A 21353-nucleotide genomic window follows, 5' to 3' on the forward strand; every position below is an offset into this window, starting at 1 on the left:
TCCCCGAGCCGCCCCCGGTACCGCCGACCGAACCGTCTCCGGTACCGCCGAAGGAGCCGCCGACCGCCGGAGCCCGAGCCGCCCCCCGAGCCGCCGACCAAACCGCCGAAGGAGCCGCCCCGGTACCGCCGACCGCCGGAGCCCCGAGCCGCCCCCGGTACCGCCGGCCGCCTGCGCCGGAGATCCGCCGGTGGGACCGGGGTGTCGCAGCCCGCCGCGCCCGCCGCTGAAAGTTACCTTTGACCAGGAGGAACTCCTCCGCGGGGGAAGGATGACGAATCACATGACTCAGACCGACGACTTCGTCCTGGACGTCACCAGGATCCGCGACCAGGTACGCCAGAAGATGGACGACGGCCCGGTGACGGAGACCTTCGGACGCGATCCGCAGAAGGTCATCGACGTTCTCAACGACGTGATCGCGACCGAGGTGGTGTGCTGGCTGCGCTACACCAGGCACGCGATCTCCGCCAAGGGGATCGACCGGGCGCAGGTGTCCGACGAGTTCACCGAGCACGCCAAGGAGGAGCTGGAGCACGCCCTGCGCGCCGCGGAACGGGTCAGCCAGCTCGGCGGCGAGCCGGACTTCGACCCGGCCAAACTGGTGCAGCGCTCGCACACCGACTACCAGGTGCCGGCCGACACCGACCTGAAGGCGCTGCTCGAATCGAACCTCTGGGCCGAGCGCATCGTCATCTCCACCTACCAGGAGATCATCCGGTGGCTGGGGGAAGGCGACCCGACCACGCGCCGCCTCATGGAGTCGATCCTGGAGGAGGAAGAGGAACACGCCGACGACCTCACCGACCTGCTCGGCGTGTAGCGCGTCCAGACGGGGGTTAGACGCTCGCTTGGCGCGGGGTTGGGCCGGGCGTGAGACGGCACGGGTACGGGCGAGGCTATGGACAGCCTGGTCAGCACACCCGTCACCCGCACCTCGGCGCCCCGCGACCTCGACGTCGAGACGCTGCGACGGCGGCTCGAGGAATCCGTGGACGGCGAGGTGCGCTTCGACGCCGGCAGCCGGGCCGCCTACTCCACCGACGCCTCCAACTACCGTCAGGTCCCGATCGGCGTCGTCGTGCCCCGCACCCCGGAGGCGGGGGCGGCGGCGATCGCGGTGTGCCGGGCGCGCGACGTGCCCGTGCTGTCGCGCGGCGGCGGCACCAGCCTGGCCGGGCAGTGCTGCAACGTGGCCGTCGTGATCGACTGGTCCAAGCACTGCCACCGCGTCGAGTCGGTCGACGTGGCGGGACGGCGGGCGATCGTCCAGACCGGCGCCAACCTGGACGCGGTCAACCGCGAGCTGGCCCCGCACGGGCTGATGGTGGGCCCGAAGCCGTCCAGCCACCCGGCCTGCACGATCGGCGGCATGATCGGCAACAACTCGTGCGGGGCCAGCGCCCAGGCGTACGGGAAGATGTCGGAGTCGGTGGTGCGGCTGGAGATCGTCACCTACGACGGCGTGCGCGCCTGGGTGGGCCAGACGAGCGACGAGGAGTACGCCCGCATCCAGGCCGAAGGCGGCCGGCTCGCGCACATCTACCGCGAGCTGCGTGAGCTGCGCGACGACACGATGAGCCTGGTGCGCACCCGCTTCCCCAAGCTGGAGCGGCGCGTGTCCGGCTACAACCTCGACTCGCTGCTGCCCGAGAACGGCTTCGACGTGGCCCGCGCCCTGGTCGGCAGCGAGGGCACGCTGGTGGCCGTGCTGCGCGCCGAGCTCAGCCTGGTGGCCAGGCCGCCCGCGCGGGCCCTGGCCGTGCTCGGCTTCCAGGACATCTTCAGCGCCGCCGACGCCGTGCCGCTCGTCGCCGCGCACCGGCCGATCGCGCTGGAGGCCATGGACGACCGCATGCTCGACCTGGCCCGCCGCGAACGCCCCGACGACCCCGCGCTCGCCGAGCTGCCGAAGGGCTGCGGCTGGCTGCTGGTGCAGTTCGGCGGCGACACGCCCGACCAGGCCGAGCGGCGGGCCGAGGAGATGATGCGCGACGTCGAGCAGCACGCCCACGCGCCCACCCCGGCCACCTCCTTCCTCGGCGACCCGGTCAAGGAGGACCAGCTCTGGGCGCTGCGCGAATCGGGGCTCGGCGTCGAGGCGTACCCGCCGACCGGCAAGCAGACCTACGAGGGCTGGTCGGACGCGGCCGTCCCGCCCGAACGGCTCGGCGCCTACCTGCGCGAGTACGAGGACCTGCTGCGCCGCTACGGCTACCAGGCCTCCACCCTGTACGGCCACTTCGGCCAGGGCTGCGTGCACGGCAGGATGCCGCTCGACCTGCACACCGACGACGGCATCGCCAAGTACCGGGCCTTCGCCCAGGAGGCCGCCGACCTGGTCGCCTCCTACGGCGGCTCGCTGTCCGGCGAGCACGGCGACGGCCAGTCGATGGCCGAACTGCTGCCACGCATGTTCGGCGACGCGGTGGTGGAGGCGTTCGGCCGGCTCAAGGCCATCTTCGACCCGCGCGACCGGATGAACCCGGGCAAGGTCGTGCACCCGTACCGGCTGGACCAGAACCTGACGCAGCGGCACTTCTTCCCGGTCGAGCCGCGCCACACCTTCTTCACCTACCCCGACAATCATGGACGTTTCGGCCACGCGGCCACCCGCTGCGTCGGCACCGGCAAGTGCCGCAAGCACACGTTCGAGGGCGGCGTCATGTGCCCGAGCTACCGCGTCACCCGCGAGGAGGAGCACTCCACGCGCGGCCGGGCGCGGCTGCTGGAGGAGATGCTGCGCGGCGACGTGATCACCGACGGCTGGCGCTCCACCGCCGTGCGCGACGCGCTCGACCTGTGCCTGTCGTGCAAGGGCTGCCGCGCCGAATGCCCGGTCAACGTGGACATGGCCACCTACAAGGCGGAATTCCTGGCACACCACTACCGGCACCGGGTGCGGCCGATGGCGCACTACTCGATGGGCTGGCTGCCGCTGTGGGCCGCGCTCGCCGCGCCCGTGCCGGGACTGGTCAACGCGGTCACGCACGCGCCCGGGCTGTCGCGGCTGGTCAAGGCCGCCGCCGGGATGGCGCCCGAGCGCGAGGTGCCCAGGTTCGCCGGCGAACGGTTCACCGACTGGTTCAAACGGCGGCCGTTCGCCCGCCGCCCGGAACGGGGACGGGTGGTGCTCTGGGCCGACACGTTCACCAACAACTTCGACCCGCACATCGGCCGGGCCGCGGTGCACGTGCTGGAGGCGGCCGGGTTCGAGGTGCACGTGCCGCCGGTGGCGCTGTGCTGCGGCCTGACCTGGATCTCCACCGGGCAGCTCGGCATCGCCAAGCGGGTGCTCGGCCGCACCGTGTCGGCGCTGACGCCGTGGCTGGAGTCGGGCGTGCCGGTGGTCGGGCTGGAGCCCAGCTGCACCGCCGTCTTCCGCGCCGACGGGCCGGAACTGCTGAACACCCCGCAGACCAACCTGCTCGCCGAACGCACGCTCACCCTGGCCGAACTCCTGCACGACACCGACTGGCGGCCGCCCAGCAGCGGCGGCGAGGCGATCGCCCAGGTGCACTGCCACCAGAGCGCCATCATGGGCTTCGACGCCGACCGTGACGTGCTCGAACGCTTCGGCATCCACACCGACGTGCTCGAATCGGGCTGCTGCGGGCAGGCGGGGAACTTCGGGTTCGAGCGCGGGCACTACGAGACGTCGGTGGCGTGCGCGGAGGAGGGGCTGTGGCCCGCCGTGCGCGGCGCCGACCCGCGGCACGCCATCCTGGCGGACGGGTTCTCCTGCCGCACCCAGATCGCCGCCGGCGGCACCGGCCGCCGCGGCCGCCACCTGGCCGAACTCCTGTCCAGCGCGATCGGCCAGCCCCATCCCTGACCCCTGCACGGGGACGGCGTCACAGGTCGAGGCTGTGGGCCAGGCGGCGGGCCAGGCCGGTGTTGCGCGGCCGGCCGAGCCGGTGCACCGCGAGCTCCAGCGCCTCCCGCTGCCCCACCAGCACCACCCACGCCTTGGCCCGCGTCACCAGGGTGTACAGCAGCCGCCGGCGCAACATGATGCCGCCCGCCTCGGCCACGATCGGCGCCACCACGAACGGGTACTCGCTGCCCTGCGAGCGGTGCACGCTGATCGCGTACGCGTGGGTGAGGTCGTCGAGCTCGTCGAAGCCGTACTGGACGATCTCGCCGTCGTCGGTGCGCAGCTCCACCACCCGGTCCTGCCGCACCACCGCCGTGACCGTGCCGATCTCGCCGTTGAAGACGCCCTTGTCGTAGTTGTTCCGGATGGGCATCACCCGGTCGCCCACCCGGAACACGGTCGAGCCGGACCAGTGCTCGTCCTTGCCGTCGCCGGCCGGGTTGAGCCGCTCCTGGATGCGCCGGCCCAGCTCCAGCGTGCCCGTCTCGCCGCGCCGCATCGGGCACAGCACCTGCACCTGCGACGGGTCGACGCCCTGCTTGCGCGGGATGGCCTCCATCGCCAGGTGCGCCACCCGGTCGGCGACCTTCGCCGGGTCGTCGAGCTCCTCGAACCAGAACCCGCCGCGCCCGGGCGTCAGCGGCATGCGCCCGGCCCTGATGCGGTGCGCGGCCTCGACGATGCCGCTGCCGCCCGCCTGCCTGAACACGTGCGTGAGCTGGACGCGCGGGACCGCCTCCACCTTCAGCAGGTCGGCCAGCACGTCGCCGGCCCCGATGCTGGGCAGCTGATCGCTGTCGCCGATGAACAGCAGGTGCGTGCCCGAAGGCACCGCGGTGGCCAGCCGCGTGGTCAGGTGCAGGTCGAGCATGGACGCCTCGTCGACCACCACCAGATCGGCCTGCACCGGGGTCTCGTCGAACAGCTTGGCCGGATCGGGCTGATGGGCCAGCATGCGGTGCACGGTCATCGCGGGCAGCCCGGTCAGCTCCGACAGCCGTTTGGCCGCCTTGCCGGTGGGCGCCGCGAGCGTGACCCGCCCGCCGGCCGCGCGCACGGTGGTGGCGATCGCCTTCACCGTGTGGCTCTTGCCGACGCCAGGACCGCCGGTCAGCACGGACACCGTGCTGGTCAGCGCCATGTTCACGGCCGCGCGCTGGTCGTCGTGCAGGCTCGTGTCCTCGGTGAAGGCACGCAGCGGCAGCGTCGAGCGGGCCCGCATGAGCCGGGTGAGCTCGGCGGCCAGCCGCACCTCGCGGCCGTGGGTCTGCTTGGTGTAGACGGCCGCGCCGCCCGGCTGGTCGGGGGCCGCCTCGACCACCACCCGCCGCTCGGCCTGCAACGCGTCGACCGCCCGCGCGACCAGGCCCTGCTCCTGCTCGATCAGCTCGGCCGTCTGCGCGACCAGGTTGGGCAGCGGCACGAAGCAGTGCCCGTCGCGGCCGGCCGCCGACTCGAGCCGGTCGAGCAGCGCCGCCTGCACCCGCTGCGGGCTGCGCTCGGGCACGCCCGACTGCAGCGCGATGCGGTCGGCGGTGTGGAACGCCACGCCCCTGACCCGCCCGATCATCCGGTACGGGTCGCTGGCCAGCACCTCGGCCGAGTCGTCGCCGTACACCTGGTAGACCTTGGCCGCCAGCAGCGGGCTGACCCCGAACCCCTGCAGGGTGACCATCAGCGCGGCGATCTGCTTCTGCTCGCGCCAGGCCCGCACGATCTGCCCCTGCCTGGCCGGCCCGATGTTGACCACCTCGGTGAGCCGCTCCGGCTCGGCGTCGATCACCTTCAGCGTGGCCTCGCCGAAGTGGTCGACGATCGCGTACGCCAGCCGCGGCCCGATGCCCCTGATCAGCCCCGACCCCAGGTAGATCGTGATGGCCCGGACCGTGGCCGGCACGATCCGCTCGCAGGCGGCGACCGCGAAGCGCCGCCCGTAACGCGGATGCTCGGCCCAGTCGCCCGACAGCCGGAGTGTCTCGCCCGGCTGCGCCCCGGCCAGCGCCCGCCCGGTGGCCACGAAGGCGGGCACGCTCTCGGCGCTCATGCGCGCGACGGTGTATTCGTCTTCGCGGACGAACACGAGCTGCTCGACGGAGGCCTCCACAGCCCCGATCAAACCACCCGCCACCGACAACCGGTCACATGGCGGTCGGGTACGTCTCCGGCTCCACGTCGCCCCACGGCTCGCCGTGCAGCGGGTGCAGGGCGGCGGTGCGGTCCAGCCACAGGAACACGTCGTAGCGGCTGCCCGCCACGGTCGGCACGTAGTTGCCCCACCGCTCCCGCTCCGGGTCGTACACGACGCCGATCGCCCGGTGCGCCATCGGCTCGTCGAACCAGTCGCCGCGCGGCTGCGGCGGGACGACGAACAGCGCCCGCTCCTGACCGATGGCCTCGTGCAGGGTGGCCTCCAGCGAGGCGGGCCTGGCCGGCGGCACCGTCATGACGCGGTGCTGGGCGCCCCAGCGGTTGCCGGCCACCACCGAGCCGCGGTAGCAGCCGAAGCCCACCAGGACCGCGTCGCCGCCGTGGCGCTCGCGGGCGAGCTGGCCCAGGTTGGTCATCCCGGCCGCGGCCATGTCGGTGGCGCGGGCGTCGCCGACGTGCGTGTTGTGCGCCCACACCACGCCCTTGCCGCTCGCGCCGCCCTCCTCGTGGAACAGCGCCAGCCGGTCCAGGGTGTCGGCCATGTGCACGTCGCGGACGTTCCACGACTCGGGCCCGCCCTGCACCATCGCTCGGTAGTACGCCTCGGCCCCGGCCACCACCTCGGCGTTCTGCCGCGCGGCGAAGCCGCCCACGTCGTGCGGGGCGCTGCGCACCACGTCGGACAGCAGGTCCACGACCTCCTGCTCGCAGGTGGCCGGCACCAGCCGGGTGGACAGCGCGTACTGCTGCGGGTCGTGACCGTAGGCCTCGAAGCAGTGCAGCGCCTTCGTCACCGCCTCCATCTGCTCGGGCAGGTGGGCGGCGGCGTAGCGGCGCACGGCGCGCAGCGAGTCCCACAGGCTGTAGACGTCCAGGCCGTGGAAGCCGCAGCGGCGCTCGGGCGGCAGCCCGTCGTTCCACTCGCGCAGCCACCGGCAGAACGCCACCACCTCGTGGTTGGCCCACATGAACGTGGGCCAGCGGGCGAAGCCGTACAGCGCGTCGAACGGGTCGCCGCTGTCGGTGACGGCCCGGTTCACCCGCTCGCAGTCCGGCCAGTCGCCCTCGACCCCGACGAACGAGAACCCCTTCTCGGCGATGAGCCGCTTGGTCAGCGCGGCCCGCCACTCGTAGAAGTCGTGCGTGCCGTGGCTGGCCTCGCCGATCAGCACGAACCTGGCGTCGCCGACACGGTCGAGCACCGGGTCGAGGTCGGCAGGGGTGGTCAGCGGCAGCGCGGACGCCCTGATCTCAGCGAGGTCCATCGTCGTCCTCCTCCGGTGGCCGCAGCATGCGCAGGCATTCGCGGGCGAGCTGCAGTTCCTCACGTACCTGGACCACCAGGACCGGCACGGCCGCGCCGTCCGCGCTGACCGGGCCGTCGTCGTGGCGGTTCCCGCGTGCGGGGGGTTCGACGCCGAGCAGGCCCAGCCGGGCGCACACGGCCGCGCGCACCTCGGGCTGGTCCCAGCCGATCTCGCCGGTGAACACCAGCGCGTCGAGCCGGCGCAGCGAGGTGGCCGCGGCGGCGATCTCCCTGGCCACCCGGTGCGCGAACACGGCCAGCGCCAGCCACGCCGCCTCGTCGCCGTCGCGCTCGGCCGCGACCAGCTCGCGCGTGTCCCCGGACCGGCCGCCGGACAATCCCAGCAGGCCGGAGTGTCGCTCCAGCCCCTCGCCGAGCTCGTCGGCCGTCAGGTGGCCCTCGCGCAGCAGCCACACCAGCATCCCGGGATCGACGCCGCCCGAGCGCTTGCTCATGGGCACGCCGTCCAGCGGGGTGAACCCCATGGACGTGTCCAGGCTGCGCCCGCCCGACACCGCGCACACCGAGCAGCCGCCGCCCAGGTGGGTCAGCACGAGATCGAGTTCCGTCGGCACCCGGCCGAGCAGCTCGGCCACCCGGTCGGCGGCCCAGGCGTAGGACAGGCCGTGGAAGCCGTAGCGGCGCAGTCCGTGCCGCTCGCGCCACCGCGCGGGCAGCGCGTACGTGGCGGCGGCCGCGGGCAGGTCCGCGTGGAAGGCGGTGTCGGGGCAGAGCACGTGCGGCACGGCGGGCAGCTGCTCGCGCGCGGCGTCGATCAGCGCCAGCGCCGGCGGCAGGTGCAGCGGCGCCAGCGAGGTGAGGCCGCGCAGCGCCGCCACGGTCTCGTCGTCGGCCACCGCCGGTGACCGCACGACCTCGCCGCCGTGCACCACCCGGTGCGCCACGGCCCTGACGTCCCGGTCGAAGTGGCCGCCCAGGAACGCGGCCAGCTCCTCGCCCGCGGAGGTCGGGTCGACGGCCCGCTCGGCGTGCGCGCTGTCCAGCACGCTGCCGCCCTCGACCAGGTCGAGGCGCAGACTCGACGATCCGGCGTTCACGGTGAGAATCGCCGCGCTCTCGTCCACCTGCTCGTCCAGCGCTCGCCTCATGCCACCCCCGCAGGTCGGGCTACCCCGGCTCGGCACGCCAAACCCCGCAGCCCGGACCCGTGGGCGGGCGCTGACGTCCGGCTTTACCCCTCCATGCCGCAGCGCGAGGTTGTCGCGGTGAGCGGTCGGGTAGGCGAATCGCCATGGAGATCACCCTGCAGGTGAACGGCGTGGTGCGCACGCTCGACGTGGACCCCCGGGTCTCGCTGCTCGACCTGCTGCGCGAGCGCCTGGGCCTGACCGGGTCGAAGAAGGGCTGCGACCACGGCCAGTGCGGCGCGTGCACCGTGCTGATCGAGGGCCGCAGGGCCAACTCCTGCCTGACGCTCGCCGTGGCCGCCGACCAGCTGGCGGTCACCACCGTCGAAGGGCTCGCGCACGGGCCCGAGCTGCACCCGCTGCAGACGGCGTTCATCGAGCGCGACGCCTTCCAGTGCGGCTACTGCACGCCCGGCCAGATCTGCTCGGCGCTCGGCATGCTGGGCGAGCCGGGGCCGAGCGCGGTGACCGAGGACATCCTGGTCGATCCCGACCTGACGCCCGAGGAGATCAGGGAACGCATGAGCGGCAACCTGTGCAGGTGCGGCGCGTACGTCAACATCGTCCGCGCGATCGAGGACGTGGCCAGGTGAGACCCTTCGAGTACGCCAGGGCCGACAGCCCGTCCGACGCGGTCGCCAGGTTCCGCGAGGGCGCCATGTACCTGGGCGGCGGCACCAATTTGGTCGACCTGATGCGCCTGGGCGTGGCCGAGCCGACCGCCCTGGTCGACGTCAGCAGGCTCGCGCTGGACGTCATCGAACCGGTCCGCGACCGCGTCCGCATCGGCGCCGCCGTGCGCAACAGCGACCTGGCCGCCGACCCGCTGATCCGCACCCGCTACCCGATGCTCGCCCGCGCCGTGCTGACCGGCGCCTCCGGCCAGGTGCGCAACATGGCCACGGTGGGCGGCAACCTGCTGCAACGCACCCGCTGCGCCTACTTCCAGGACGTCACCAGGCCGTGCAACAAGCGCCAGCCCGGCAGCGGCTGCCCGGCCATCGGCGGCGACCACGCCAACCTGGCCATCCTGGGCGCGTCCGACGCCTGCGTGGCCACGCACCCGTCCGACATGGCCGTCGCGCTGGCCGCGCTGGACGCCGAGGTGCACGTGACCGGGCCGAGCGGCGACCAGATCATCCCGATGCCCGGCCTGCACCGGCTGCCCGGCGACACGCCCGAGCACGACACCGTGCTGGAGCCGGGCGCGCTCATCACCGCGGTCGAGCTGCCCGAACCGCCGCCCGGCGCCTCGCTCTACCGCAAGGTGCGCGAGCGGGCGTCGTTCGCGTTCGCGCTGGTGTCCATCGCGGCCGTGCTCGACGTGCGCTGGGACGGCACGGTCGACGACTGCAGGATCGCGCTCGGCGGCGTCGCGCACGCCCCCTGGCGGGCCGAGCGGGCCGAGCAGGCGCTGATCGGCGGCCCGGCGACGGGGGAGGCGTTCCTGCAGGCCGCCGAGGCGGAGCTGGAACAGGCCGTGCCGCTGCCGCGCAACGCCTACAAGCTGCCGCTGGCGCGCAATCTGATCGTCCGCACGCTGGAGGAGCTGGCGCCGTGAACCGCATCGAGGGCCGCGTCAAGGTCACCGGCCTGGCCACGTACGCCGCCGAGTACCCGGTCGAGGACGTCGCCTACGCCTACCCCGTCCAGGCCACGATCGCCAGGGGCAGGATCGACGGCATCGACGCGGCCGAGGCGCTGGCCATGCCCGGCGTGCTGGCCGTGCTCTCCAGCGACGAGCCGCCCGAGCTGGCCGCCGACGCCGACCCGGAACTGGCGCTGTTCCAGGGCCGCGAGATCGCCTACCGGGGCCAGATCGTCGCGGCCGTCGTCGCCGGCACCTACGACCAGGCCCGCGCCGCCGCCGACGCGGTGCGCGTCACCTACCTGCCGCAGCCGCACGACGTGACGCTGCGCACCGACCACGCCGGGCTGTACACGCCCGACCAGGTCAACGCGGGCTTTCCCGCCGACACCGCCAAGGGCGACGTCGAGGCGGGCCTGGCCGCCGCCGAGACCACCGTGGACGTCACGTACACCACGCCGGTCCTGCACAACAACCCGATGGAGCCGCACGCCGCGATCGCGCTCTGGGACGACGAGGGCACCCTGCTCGTCTACAACTCCGCGCAGGGGGCGGCCACCGACCGCACCACCATCGCCAAGACCCTCGGCCTGCCCGAGGAACGGGTGCGCGTGGTCAACCGGCACGTCGGCGGCGGCTTCGGCTCGAAGGGCACCACCAGGCCGCACGCCGTCCTGGCCGCGCTCGCCGCGCGGAAGGCCGGGCGGCCCGTCAAGATCGCGCTGACCCGGCAGCAGATGTTCGACCTGACCGGCTACCGCACGCCGACCATCCAGCGCCTGCGCCTGGGCGCCGACCGGTCCGGCCGGCTGACCGCGATCGAGCACGAGGCGTACGTGCAGAGCTCCACGCTGGTGGAGTTCGCCGAACAGGCCGCCGTCGTGGCCCGCACCATGTACGCCACGCCCAGTCTGCGCACCGCGCACCGGCTGGCCCGGCTGGACGTGGCCACCCCGTCGTGGATGCGCGCCCCCGGCGAATGCCCCGGCATGTACGCGCTCGAATCGGCCATGGACGAACTCGCCACCGCCGCCGGGCTCGACCCGGTCGAGCTCAGAGTGATCAACGAGCCCGACACGGATCCCGACGGCGGGCTGCCGTTCAGCTCCCGCAACCTGGTCGCCTGCCTGCGCGAGGGCGCCCGCCGCTTCGGCTGGGACCGCCGCGACCCGGCCCCCGGCATCAGGCGCGCGGGCGACTGGCTGGTGGGCACCGGCGTGGCCGCCTCCACCTACCCGGCCAGGCGCGCGCCGTGCCAGGCGTCGGCCGTCGTGCGCGACGGCGACTTCCACGTCCGCGTGGCCGCCACCGACCTGGGCACCGGCGCGCGCACCGCGCTGACCAAGATCGCGGCAGGCGCGCTCGGCGTCGCCCCGGACCGCGTACACGTCGAGATCGGCGACAGCGACCTGCCCAAGGCCCCGGTCGCGGGCGGCTCGATGGGCACCGCCTCGTGGGGCTCGGCCGTGGTACGCGCCTGCGAAGCGCTCCGGCGCGACGGCCAGGAGGGCTTCGCCGACACCACCGACGAGGTCAAGTCCGACGCCGCGCTCGCCAGGCACGCCTTCGGCGCCCAGTTCGCCGAGGTGCGGGTGAACGCCGTCACCGGCGAGATCAGGGTCCCGCGCCTGCTCGGCGTCTTCGCCTGCGGCCACATCGTGGACGCCGAACTGGCCAGGTCCCAGTTCATCGGCGGCATGACCATGGGCCTGGGCATGGCACTGCTCGAGGAGACGCTCACCGACCTGGAGTTCGGCGGCTTCCTGCACCGCGACCTGGCCCAGTACCACGTGCCGGCCTGCGCCGACGTGCCCGACGTCGAGGCGGTCTGGATCGACGAGCAGGACGACCGGCTCAACCCGATGGGCGTCAAGGGCATCGGCGAGATCGGCATCGTCGGCACCGCCGCGGCCATCGGCAACGCCGTGCACCACGCCACCGGGCGCAGGATCCGCGACCTGCCGATCACCCCGGCGAAGGTTTTGGCCTGAGCTCAGATGGAAGAGGACACCTCTCGTCAGCAGGGGGAGGTCAGGTGAAACAGGAGTCGCACGAGGAACGCGCCGACCGGAACTTCGTGGAGCTGTTACAGGGTGCGCGCGTCGCGGTGACCGGGGTGCAGGTGCTGTTCGCGTTCCTGCTCACGGTGCCGTTCTCGACCGGGTTCGACCGGCTCGACACGGCCGACCGCTGGCTGTTCTTCGTGGCGCTGGTCAGCGCGGCCGTCGCGTCGATCTGCTACATCGCGCCGACCGCGCAGCACCGGGTGCTGTTCAGGCAGGGGCTGAAGGAGAAGCTGGTCGCCCGCTCCAACTTCTACGGCCTGGCCGGCGCGCTGGCGCTGGCCCTGTCGATGACCACGGCCACCATGCTGGTGATCGACTACCTGTTCGGGCCGACGCTGGCGTGGGTCACCGCGGGCGTGCTGGCCGTGCTGGCGCTGTGGACGTGGTTCGGCCAGCCCGCGCTCAACCGCTCCGAGGCCAACGGTCAGTCATCCGCGCGCGACTCGTCCGAGGGTCCGTCTGGCGGCTCGTCGGACGGCTCGTCCGACGGCTCGTCCGACGGCAGCGACGTGTCGTCGGACGGCGATTCGCGCAGGTAGGCCGCCCGCGCCACCATGTACGCCGCCACCGACACCGTGATCACCTGCGACAGGCCGACCAGCAGCAGCGGGCCCGCGCTCGCCCAGGTCGGCCGGCGCAGCCACATCGCGAACAGCACCACCAGCACGCCGAGGACCTGCGGCTTGGTCCCGGCGTGCATGCGTTCCAGGGTGGTGCCGAACCGCACCAGCCCCACCCCGGCCGACAGCGCCAGCGCCGCGCCGACCAGCAGGCACACCGCCCCGGCGACCTCCAGAACCTGCCTCATCGGGATCGCCCGGAGAAGAACCTGGCGATCGACACCGACCCGACGAACCCCAGCAGGGACAACACGAGCAGGATCGGCAGGTCCGAGTAGTCGTCCCAGGCCACCGCGAACGCGCCCACCCCGCACATCGACAGCGAGGTGAGCACGTCCAGCGCCACCGCCCGGTCCAGCATGGTCGGCCCCCGTCCCACCCGGTACAGGGTGGCGGCCGCGCCGCAGCCGAGCAGCCCGATCACCACCAGGTAGATCGCCTCCGTCATCGCAGCGCCTCCCGGTCCGCCCGGGTGCCGAACGCGCCCACGATGCGCGACTCCAGCGCGGCCACGTCCGCTCTGACCTTCTCGGTGGCGTCGCCGGGCAGGCCCAGCACGTGCAGCAGCAGCTCACGCCGGTCCAGGTACGCCTCCACCACGAGGCTGCCCGGCACGGTGGTCAGCGCCACCATGACGATCACCGTCATCGACTCCGACGAGGTGCGCAGCCGCACCCGGATGAGCTGCGTCGGCGGCGGCCCCGGCCGCAGCACCCACACCACCACCCGGACGGTGGAGACCAGCATGTCCACCCCGAACACGGCCAGGAACCGCACCAGCCCCACCGGGTGGATCCTGATGCCCGGATCGAGCACCGGCAGCGGCAGCAGCCACGTCACCACGGTCGCGGCCAGCAGCCCGCCGACCACGTTGCCGATCGACGGCTTCCCCCACAGCGTCACCCACACCAGCGCCAGCCACAACACCAGCGGCACCGGCACCGGCCTGCCGAACAGCCGCGGCACCAGGTACTTCACCTCAGCCCCCTCCCCAGCACCGCCGTGATGTACGGCTCGCGCGCCATCAGCTCTCCCGCCGCCCGCACCGCCAGCGCCGACAGCGGCCCGGCCAGCACGGTGAACGACAACCCGAGCCCCACCAGCGCCACCGTGGCGCCGAGCAGCGCGGGCGGCGTGCTGGTCGTGGTCACCACCGGGTCCTCGCCGGTGTACTCCTCGCTCTCCACCACCCGGCCGAAGCGGCTCTTCTTCGGCCGCCGCCAGAACGCCTTGCCCCACGTCTTGGCGATGGCGTACAGGGTGAGCAGGCTCGTCACCAGCCCGCCGGCGACCAGGACGATCGCCAGCCAGCCGCCCTTGTCAAGCGCGGCCTGAATGAGCATCAATTTGCCCAAAAATCCAGACATGGGAGGGATGCCCGACAGATTCATGGCCGGGACGAAGAACAGCACCGCGATCACCGGCGTCACCGTCATCAGCCCGCCCAGCCTGGTCACCGACGTGGTCCCGGTACGCCGCTCGATCAGGCCGGTCACCAGGAACAGGCTGGTCTGCACGGTGATGTGGTGCACCACGTAGAACACCGCGCCCGCCATGCCCATCACGGTCGAGAGTCCCACCCCGAACACCATGAACCCGATATGGCTGACCAGCGTGAACGACAACATCCGCTTGATGTCGGTCTGCGCGACCGCGCCCAGCACGCCGACCAGCATGGTGGCCAGCGCCACCCACATGAGCAGCGTCGAGACCGGCCCGCCGGGGAACAGCAGCGCCTCCAGCCGGATGATCGAGTACACGCCGACCTTGGTGAGCAGCCCGGCGAACACCGCCGTCGCCGGCGCGGGCGCGGTCGGATAGGAGTCCGGCAGCCACGCCGACACCGGGAAGATCGCCGCCTTGATCGCGAACGCCAGCAGCAGCGTCAGCTCCACCAGCAGCTTGACCAGCTCGGGCAGCGTGCCGAACCGCACCGCGAGCTGCGCCATCGACAGCGTGCCCGTCGCCGCGTAGGTGATCGCGATCGCGATGAGGAACAACATCGACGACGCCAGCGCCATCAGCGTGTACGTGGCCCCGGCCCGGATCCTCGACTCGGTCCCGCCGAACGTCAGCAGCACGTACGAGCCGCTGAGCAGCATCTCGAACGCCACGAACAGATTGAACAGGTCGCCGGACAGGAACGCGTCCGCCACCCCGGCCGCCATCACCAGGAACGCCGGATGGAAGATCGCCATCGGCGCGTCGTGCTCCTGCTCGTCGTAGGCGTTGGCGACCGAGTAGACCATCACGCAGAACGTCACCGCCTGCGAGACCACCAGCACCAGCGTCGACAGCCGGTCGGCCACCAGGCAGATGCCGACCGGCGCCACCCAGCCGCCCAGGTCGGTCACCAGCGGCCCGCCGTCGTCGACCGCGATCAGCAGCAGCACCGACACCGCCAGCGACACCGCCAGCGTGCCGAGGCTGATGGAGGCCTGCACGTACCGCAGCCGGCCGCCGATGGCCAGCTTCAGCCCCGCCGCCAGCAGCGGCAGCAGCACGGGCACGCAGACGAGACCCTCCACTACTACTCCTCCTCCAGCTCCGGGTCCTGGGCGAGCGCCTGGCGCTCGCGCTCCTGGCGGATGGCCGCGCGCAGCTCCTTGCGCGCCAGGCGCTGGCGCATCCGCAGCCGCTTGCGCAGCCTGCGCTCCTGGGCGAGCTGCTCCCGCCGCCGGCGCGCGTGCTCCTCGCGCAGCCGCTGCACGCGGGCCACGTTCTCGCGCGCGGTGTCCATCTCCTGCCGCCTGGCCTCCTCGAAGCGCCGCCGCAGCTGCTCGGGCGGCAGGTCGTCGCTCTTGTGCTCCTGCATCCACTGGCCCAGCTCGGCGTTGACCTCGCGGATGCGCCGCTCCAGGTCGGCCTGCTCGCGGTGTTCCCGGTGCGCCTGCTCGGCGTCCAGCTCGGCCAGCTCGGCCCGCTGCTCGGCGACCAGCCGCCGGTAGTCCTCGCGGCGGCGGCGCAGCGAGCCCGACAGCTCGCCGGCCGCCGCGCGCAGCCGCACGTGCCGGTCCTCGGTGTCGTCCTGCACCTCGTCGCTGCCGGTGAGCTGCCACGAGCGGTGCACCATGGCCAGCACGAACGCGGTCACCCCCAGCGTGATCACGATGGCGGTGAGCACCAGGGCCTGCGGCAGCGGGTCGGCGATCTCCGACTCGGGCGTCGCGTCGAGCAGCGGCGGGCCGCCCGCGCGTCCGCCGGAGGTGATGATGAGCAGGTTCACCCCGTTGCCCAGCACGATCACCCCGGTCAGCACCCTGACCAGGCTGCGTTCCAGCAGCAGCGTCACCCCGGTCACGATCATGGCCAGGCAGGCCAGGAACGGCAGCAGCGAGACGGTCATCGCGCCTCCTCCCCGGCGTCGATCTGCCGGTCCAGCTCGGCGCCCAGGCTGCGCAGCACGTCCTGCACCATGCCGACCACCGAGACGTACACGCCGAGGTCGAACAGCGTGCCGGTGGACAGGTGCAGGTGGCCGAGCACCGGCACCGGGACGTCCAGCGCGAGCATGTCCAGCGCGGCCCCGCCGAACAGCATTCCGATCAGCGCGGTGCCGGTCGACAGCGTCAGCCCGATCCCCATGAGCACGCCCGCGTGCACCGGCACGGCCGTGGCCAGCTCGTTGCGCCCGCCGGCCAGGTAACGCACGGTGATCGCCAGCCCGGCCACGATGCCGCCCGCGAACCCCCCGCCCACCAGGCTGTGCCCGATGAACAGCAGGAACACCGACAACACCAGCACGGTGTGGAACGTCAGCCTGGCCGCCACCTCGAAGGCGATCGCCCGCTGCCCCTGCGGCAGCGTGGAGACCAGCCAGTGCGTGCGCTCGGCCGGCTCACGCTCGCCCTCGCTGCGCTCGATGCTGTACGACATGCGCCGTAGATAGACCAGGCTCGTCACGCCCAGCGTGAGCACGACCAGCACGCTGGTCTCGCCCATCGTGTCCCAGGCCCTGATGTCCACGATGATCGCGCTGACCACGTTGTTCGAGCCGGCCTGCTCGGCGGCGGCGCCCATGAGCGCGCCCACCGGCTCGCCGGAGCGCGCGCTCATGGCCACGATGCCCGCCCCGGTCGTCATCACGCCCACGGCCAGGCCCAGCGCCAGCCGGAACCCGAACGCCAGCCGCCCCTGGCTGGGGCAGATCGGCAGCCGCCGCAGCACGAGCGCGAACACCACCAGGCTCAGCGTCTCGGCCAGGAACTGGGTCAGCGCCAGGTCGGGCGAGCCGTGCGCGAGGAACAGCAGCGCCGTGCCGTACCCGGTCAGCCCGATGACCAGCGCGAGCAGGATGTAGGCCCGCGCGAACAGCGCCAGCACCGCGGCCGCGACGATCAGCACGGCCACCACCGGCTGCTCCACCCGCTGCCAGCCGGCCAGCCGCACCGTCACGTCCGGCTCGCCGCCGTAGACCAGCGAGAAGATCCCGACCGCGACGGTGGCCAGCAGCGTCAGCATCAGGTAGTCGGGCACCGAGCCGCGCTGCACGAACCCGGTCACCTGGATCGCGGTGCGGTCCAGCCGCCGCACGATCCCCCAGAAGATCAGCCCGGAGTCCAGCATGTGCATGAACCGGCCGATCCACGCCAGCGGCTCCCTGACCAGGAACAGCAGCACGCCGCCCGCCAGCGCCGCGGCCGACAGCAGCAGCGGCAGGGACAGGCCGCTCCACAGCGCCAGGTGCACCTCGTGGCCGGGGTCGCGGAAGGTGCGCGCGTAGTGCGCCAGCGTGCTCTCCACGCGCGGCCACAGCGGCGCGATCAGCAGCCCGAGCACCGCCAGCAGGGCGGGCGGCGCGAACATGGCCGCCTCAGGACGATGCGTCTCCGTGGCCGTCCTGCCCTGCTTGGCGGCGAAGGCGCCCCACAGGAAACGCAGCGTGTAGCCGAACGTCAGCGCCGACCCCACGGTCACGCCCGCCAGCGCCCACGGCGTGTCGAGCAGCGACTCCAGCGCCGCCTCCTTGCCGACGAACCCGGCCAGCGGCGGCAGCCCCGCCATCGACGCCCCGGCCAGCACCGCCACCGCGCACACCCACGGCATCGACCGGCCCACCCCGCTCAGCCGGCGCAGGTCCCTGCTGCCCGTCGCGTGGTCGACGACGCCGACCACCAGGAACAGCGCCGCCTTGAACAACGCGTGCGCCAGCAGCATGGCCGTCCCGGCCAGCGCCGCCCCCTGGGTGCCCAGGCCGAACAGCGCGGTCAGGAAGCCGAGCTGGCTGATCGTGCCGTAGGCCAGCACCCGTTTGAGATCGAACTCGCGCAGCGCCCGCCAGCCGCCCAGCACCATCGCGAGCACGCCGAGCGGCACCGCCACCCACCGCCACACCGCCGCGTCGCCGTAGGCCGGGCCCAGCCTGGCCAGCAGATACACCCCAGCCTTCACCATGGCCGCGGCGTGCAGGTAGGCCGACACCGGGGTCGGCGCGGCCATCGCGGCCGGCAGCCACGTGCTGAACGGGAAGATCGCCGACTTCGACAGCGCCCCCACCAGCACCAGCACCAGCGCCGCCGGGGCCACCTCGGGCGGCCGGGCGACCAGCTCGGAGATCTGGTACGTGCCCGCCGCCCCGCCGAGGCTCACCAGCCCGGCCAGCATGGCCAGCCCGCCGAACGTGGTGACCATCAGCGCCTTCATGGCGGCCCTGCGGTTGGCCCGGTTCTCCGGGTCGTAGCCGATCAGCAGGTAGGAGAAGACCGTGGTCAGCTCCCAGAACACGTACAGCAGGAGCAGGTCGTCGGTGGTGACCAGGCCCAGCATGGCCCCGGCGAAGGCGACCATCGCGCCGCCGTAGCGGCCGAGCGCCGGATCGTCCGGCGGGAAGTAGCGCGTGCTGTACAGCAGCACCAGCATCCCGACGCCGGTGACCAGGCACATCATCAGCACGGTCAGCTGGTCGGCGCGGAAGGACAGCTCGAGGCCGAGCACCGGCGCCCACCGGTGCGCCTCGCGCACCGGCAGCCCGCGCACCGCCAGCCACACCGTGTACGCCAGCGCCGCGCCGGGCACCAGGGCCAGGACGGCGAACGCCGCCCGGCCGAGGCGGCGGACCAGCCAGGGAGCGCAGATCGCCGCCACCGCGTGCAGGATCAGCAGCGACTCCATGGGCTCCTCGGGCGGGAATGTCCGGTGACGTCCCCGCCAATCTGCCGCGCGGCGAAACCCCGGCCGCGCAGGCACGGCCGGGGTTGACTACAACGTCACCACTCCCTCACCCGCCGATGGGCGAGCGGCGTCAGATCTTCGGGCAGCGCACGTCACGACGGGGCGCGGTCGCGCTGATCAGATACCTGTCGATCACCCGGTCGACGCAGGCCGAGCCCTTGCGGTAGGCGGTGTGCCCGTCGCCGTCGTAGGTGAGCAGCACCCCCGACGACAGCTGCGCGGCCAGCGCCCGCGCCTCACGGTACGGCGTGGCCGGATCGCGCAGCGTGCCCACCACCAGGATCGGCGGCGCGCCCTTCGCCCGCAGCGCGCGCGGCTCGACCTTGGCACGCACCGGCCAGGTGGCGCACGCGGCCCCGCCCCGGTCGGCGCAGGTGATGGCCCGGTAGGCCTCCTGCATGTTGGTGTAGGAGCCGTCGGGCAGCCGCTCGTGGTAGATGTCGGCCAGGCGCAGGAACGTGTCGCCGTCACCCCGCCTGGCCTCGGCCAGCGCCTTGCGCAGCAGCGGCCAGCTCTGCTCGGAGTACAGCGCGGAGATGACGCCCCAGCGCACGACCGCCTCGTTGACCTGCCTGGCGTCGACGTTGTTGCGCAGCGGCGCGCGATCGGCGCGGGCGAACAGCGCCTCGGTCTCCTTCAGCGCCGCCCGGTAGGTGCGCTTGCGGAACGGGCAGCCGGCGCGCTTGAAGCAGTCGCGCAGGAACGAGCGGTAGGCCAGCTCGAAGCCGCCGCCCTGGCTCTCGCTCGCCTTCGCCGGGGGCAGGCTCGGGTCCTGGGCGGCGTCGAGCACCAGCGCGCGCACGTTCTTCGGGAACATCTCGGCGTAGAACGCGCCGAGGTAGGTGCCGTAGGAGAAGCCCAGGTAGGTCAGCTTCCGGTCGCCGAGCGCGGCGCGCATCACGTCCAGGTCGCGGGCCGCGTCCGGGGTGCCGACGTGCGCGAGCAGCCGGCCCGAGCGCGCCCGGCACGCCTGGTCGAACCGCTTCTGCGCCTGGGCGACCTTCTTGCGCTCGGCCGGGGTGTCGGGCGTCAGGTCCATCGCGTGGTACGTGTCGAGCTCGGACGGCGTGTAGCAGCGGACCGGCGCCGAGACGCCCACCCCGCGTGGGTCGAAGGACACGATGTCGAATCGTTCACGCAGTTTCGCCGAGACGACGTTCTTGTTCAGCGCCAGCGCGGTCACGCCGGAACCGCCGGGGCCGCCGAAGTTCAGCACCACTGAGCCGGATTTCACCCCGGTGGCGGGTAATTTGATCACCCCGATTCTGATTTTCGCGCCGCGCGGCTTCCGGTAGTTCAACGGCACCGTGAGTTTCGCGCACTGGTAGCCGCTGCCGCACGCCGTCCAGTCGAGCCGCTGCTGGTAGAAGGTCTCCAGGCCGGACCGCCGGTCCGCCGGAGTGGTCACGCCGGTGCTCAGCAGGCCCGCCAGCAAAGGGGTCACGAGTTTGACAAAAGGTCCCATGAACAGAGGTTGAACGAGCGGTCTTGCGGGGCCCTTTAAAGGCTCTGGAAAGCCGGCTGAAACGAATAGATCAAATGGCCGCGGGTAACGGGTCAGACAGGCACGACTATCAGGGGGAGCACGTCGTCATGTCGCAGCAGAACCGTCCCGTGGGGGGCGATCACCCGTACGAGCAGGAGATCGACTCTGTCGACGAGCACGAGGAGCGGCCGGGCCGCAGCCTCATCACCACCGACCACGACGTGATCCGCCAGTGGGCGGAGGAGCGCCGCGCCGTCCCGGCCACGGTGCCGGGCACCGAGCACGAGGGACGGCCGGGCGTGCTCAGGTTCGACTTCCCCGGCTACGGCGGGGACGACCTGCAGAAGATCTCCTGGGACGACTGGTTCAAGACGTTCGACGCCCGCAAGCTGAACTTCATCTACCAGGAGCACAAGACCGACGGCAGGCAGAGCAACTTCTTCAGGCTGGAGAACCCCGACAGGGAGGACGCCTGACCGCTGACCGCCAGGCTCACCCGGCGTCGTCCACCCGCCGGGTGACCTCCTCGTTCAGCCGGTCGAGCGACTGGTCGAGCAGGACGCGCACCTCGGCCGCGCGCTCGCTCGACTCGGCCTCGCCGAGCAGCGAGATGTGCACGGTCACCTCGCTGGCGCCGCCCGCGCTGTCGGACACCTGCAGCCAGCCGGCGTAGTCGGGGTGGTCGCGCCCGCCCCACTCCACCCGCAACTGCTCCTCCGACGCCCGGAACAGCCCCTCGTGCCGACCGGTGCCTGGCACCAGGTCGCCGCCCGCCTCCAGCGTGCCGGGGCCATCGCCGCTCACCCACAGCCCGCCGGGCAGCCACCTGTCCATGATGTCGATGTCGGAGACGATGCCGAACACGATCAGACTGTCGGCCGGCATGCCCCGCGTGGCCTCGACTTCCGCCATCCCCGCCCCCTCTTCATCTGCTCCCGCCGTA

General features: G+C 72.7%; 18 protein-coding genes. 7 read left to right on the forward strand and 11 right to left on the reverse strand.

Translation table 11 applies throughout. From position 1 onward, the window contains the following. The first annotated feature begins 283 nt into the window (after positions 1–283). Positions 284–823, forward strand: a complete 540-nt coding sequence (locus tag HII36_RS33100; RefSeq protein ID WP_173527234.1) for a DUF892 family protein — start codon at positions 284–286, stop codon at positions 821–823. 78 nt (positions 824–901) lie between these two features. Continuing rightward, on the forward strand, positions 902–3835 hold the full coding sequence (locus tag HII36_RS33105; RefSeq protein WP_173527235.1) for an FAD-binding and (Fe-S)-binding domain-containing protein: 2934 nt from the start codon (positions 902–904) through the stop codon (positions 3833–3835). A 19-nt stretch (positions 3836–3854) separates the two neighbouring features. Here the strand turns inward: HII36_RS33105 and recD2 are convergent, their stop codons facing one another. The 3 genes from recD2 to HII36_RS33120 are packed head-to-tail and all read right to left on the reverse strand — an operon-like array spanning position 3855 to position 8440. Further along, positions 3855–5981, reverse strand: coding sequence for an SF1B family DNA helicase RecD2 (gene recD2 / locus HII36_RS33110; RefSeq protein ID WP_173527236.1), 2127 nt, complete (start codon positions 5979–5981; stop codon positions 3855–3857). Positions 5982–6015: 34 nt separating this feature from the next. Then, positions 6016–7290, reverse strand: coding sequence for an erythromycin esterase family protein (locus tag HII36_RS33115; RefSeq protein ID WP_173527237.1), 1275 nt, complete (start codon positions 7288–7290; stop codon positions 6016–6018). Next, entirely contained in the window at positions 7277–8440 is a 1164-nt protein-coding gene (locus HII36_RS33120) for an acetate/propionate family kinase (protein ID WP_173527238.1), read from the reverse strand. Before HII36_RS33120 ends, HII36_RS33115 begins: the two co-directional genes overlap by 14 nt. Before the next feature lie 143 nt (positions 8441–8583). On the opposite strand from HII36_RS33120, the gene HII36_RS33125 reads away from it, so the two are divergent. Genes HII36_RS33125 through HII36_RS33140 form a run of 4 tightly spaced genes read left to right on the forward strand, consistent with a single transcriptional unit; the run spans position 8584 to position 12672 of the window. Further along, the gene (locus HII36_RS33125) at positions 8584–9072 is read left to right on the forward strand and encodes a (2Fe-2S)-binding protein (RefSeq protein WP_173527239.1); all 489 of its coding nucleotides are present in this window, start codon (positions 8584–8586) and stop codon (positions 9070–9072) included. Further along, positions 9069–10040, forward strand: coding sequence for an FAD binding domain-containing protein (locus tag HII36_RS33130; protein WP_173527240.1), 972 nt, complete (start codon positions 9069–9071; stop codon positions 10038–10040). Before HII36_RS33125 ends, HII36_RS33130 begins: the two co-directional genes overlap by 4 nt. Continuing rightward, entirely contained in the window at positions 10037–12058 is a 2022-nt protein-coding gene (locus HII36_RS33135) for a xanthine dehydrogenase family protein molybdopterin-binding subunit (RefSeq protein ID WP_173527241.1), read from the forward strand. The genes HII36_RS33130 and HII36_RS33135 overlap by 4 nt, the downstream gene beginning before the upstream one ends. A gap of 44 nt (positions 12059–12102) precedes the next feature. Continuing rightward, positions 12103–12672, forward strand: a complete 570-nt coding sequence (locus tag HII36_RS33140; protein ID WP_328807996.1) for a DUF6328 family protein — start codon at positions 12103–12105, stop codon at positions 12670–12672. On the opposite strand, the gene HII36_RS33145 is transcribed toward HII36_RS33140, so the two are convergent. From HII36_RS33145 to HII36_RS33175, 7 genes are all read right to left on the reverse strand, one after another. After that, a complete protein-coding gene (locus HII36_RS33145) occupies positions 12558–12941 on the reverse strand; it encodes a cation:proton antiporter (protein WP_173527242.1) in 384 nt (127 codons plus the stop codon). The two genes, HII36_RS33140 and HII36_RS33145, sit on opposite strands and share 115 nt — an antisense overlap. Then, a complete protein-coding gene (locus tag HII36_RS33150) occupies positions 12938–13201 on the reverse strand; it encodes a monovalent cation/H+ antiporter complex subunit F (protein WP_173527243.1) in 264 nt (87 codons plus the stop codon). The genes HII36_RS33145 and HII36_RS33150 overlap by 4 nt, the downstream gene beginning before the upstream one ends. Beyond that, a complete protein-coding gene (locus tag HII36_RS33155) occupies positions 13198–13731 on the reverse strand; it encodes a Na+/H+ antiporter subunit E (protein ID WP_173527244.1) in 534 nt (177 codons plus the stop codon). Before HII36_RS33155 ends, HII36_RS33150 begins: the two co-directional genes overlap by 4 nt. Further along, on the reverse strand, positions 13728–15281 hold the full coding sequence (locus tag HII36_RS33160; protein WP_173527245.1) for a Na+/H+ antiporter subunit D: 1554 nt from the start codon (positions 15279–15281) through the stop codon (positions 13728–13730). The genes HII36_RS33155 and HII36_RS33160 overlap by 4 nt, the downstream gene beginning before the upstream one ends. A gap of 2 nt (positions 15282–15283) precedes the next feature. Further along, a complete protein-coding gene (locus HII36_RS33165) occupies positions 15284–16099 on the reverse strand; it encodes a Na(+)/H(+) antiporter subunit C (RefSeq protein ID WP_173527246.1) in 816 nt (271 codons plus the stop codon). Further along, positions 16096–18864, reverse strand: coding sequence for a Na+/H+ antiporter subunit A (locus tag HII36_RS33170; RefSeq protein WP_173527247.1), 2769 nt, complete (start codon positions 18862–18864; stop codon positions 16096–16098). Before HII36_RS33170 ends, HII36_RS33165 begins: the two co-directional genes overlap by 4 nt. 130 nt (positions 18865–18994) lie before the next feature. After that, positions 18995–20368, reverse strand: a complete 1374-nt coding sequence (locus tag HII36_RS33175) for an alpha/beta hydrolase (protein ID WP_328807997.1) — start codon at positions 20366–20368, stop codon at positions 18995–18997. Between the two features lie 149 nt (positions 20369–20517). Here HII36_RS33175 and HII36_RS33180 point away from each other — a divergent pair, with 149 nt between their 5' ends. Then, entirely contained in the window at positions 20518–20886 is a 369-nt protein-coding gene (locus tag HII36_RS33180) for a hypothetical protein (RefSeq protein WP_173527249.1), read from the forward strand. 16 nt (positions 20887–20902) lie between these two features. On the opposite strand, the gene HII36_RS33185 is transcribed toward HII36_RS33180, so the two are convergent. After that, positions 20903–21322 (reverse strand): SRPBCC family protein, encoded by a 420-nt coding sequence (locus HII36_RS33185; RefSeq protein WP_173527250.1) that lies wholly within the window; start codon positions 21320–21322, stop codon positions 20903–20905. Positions 21323–21353: the final 31 nt, after the last annotated feature.

The sequence above is a fragment of the Nonomuraea antri genome, assembly GCF_013283785.1.
Lineage (GTDB): Bacteria > Actinomycetota > Actinomycetes > Streptosporangiales > Streptosporangiaceae > Nonomuraea > Nonomuraea antri.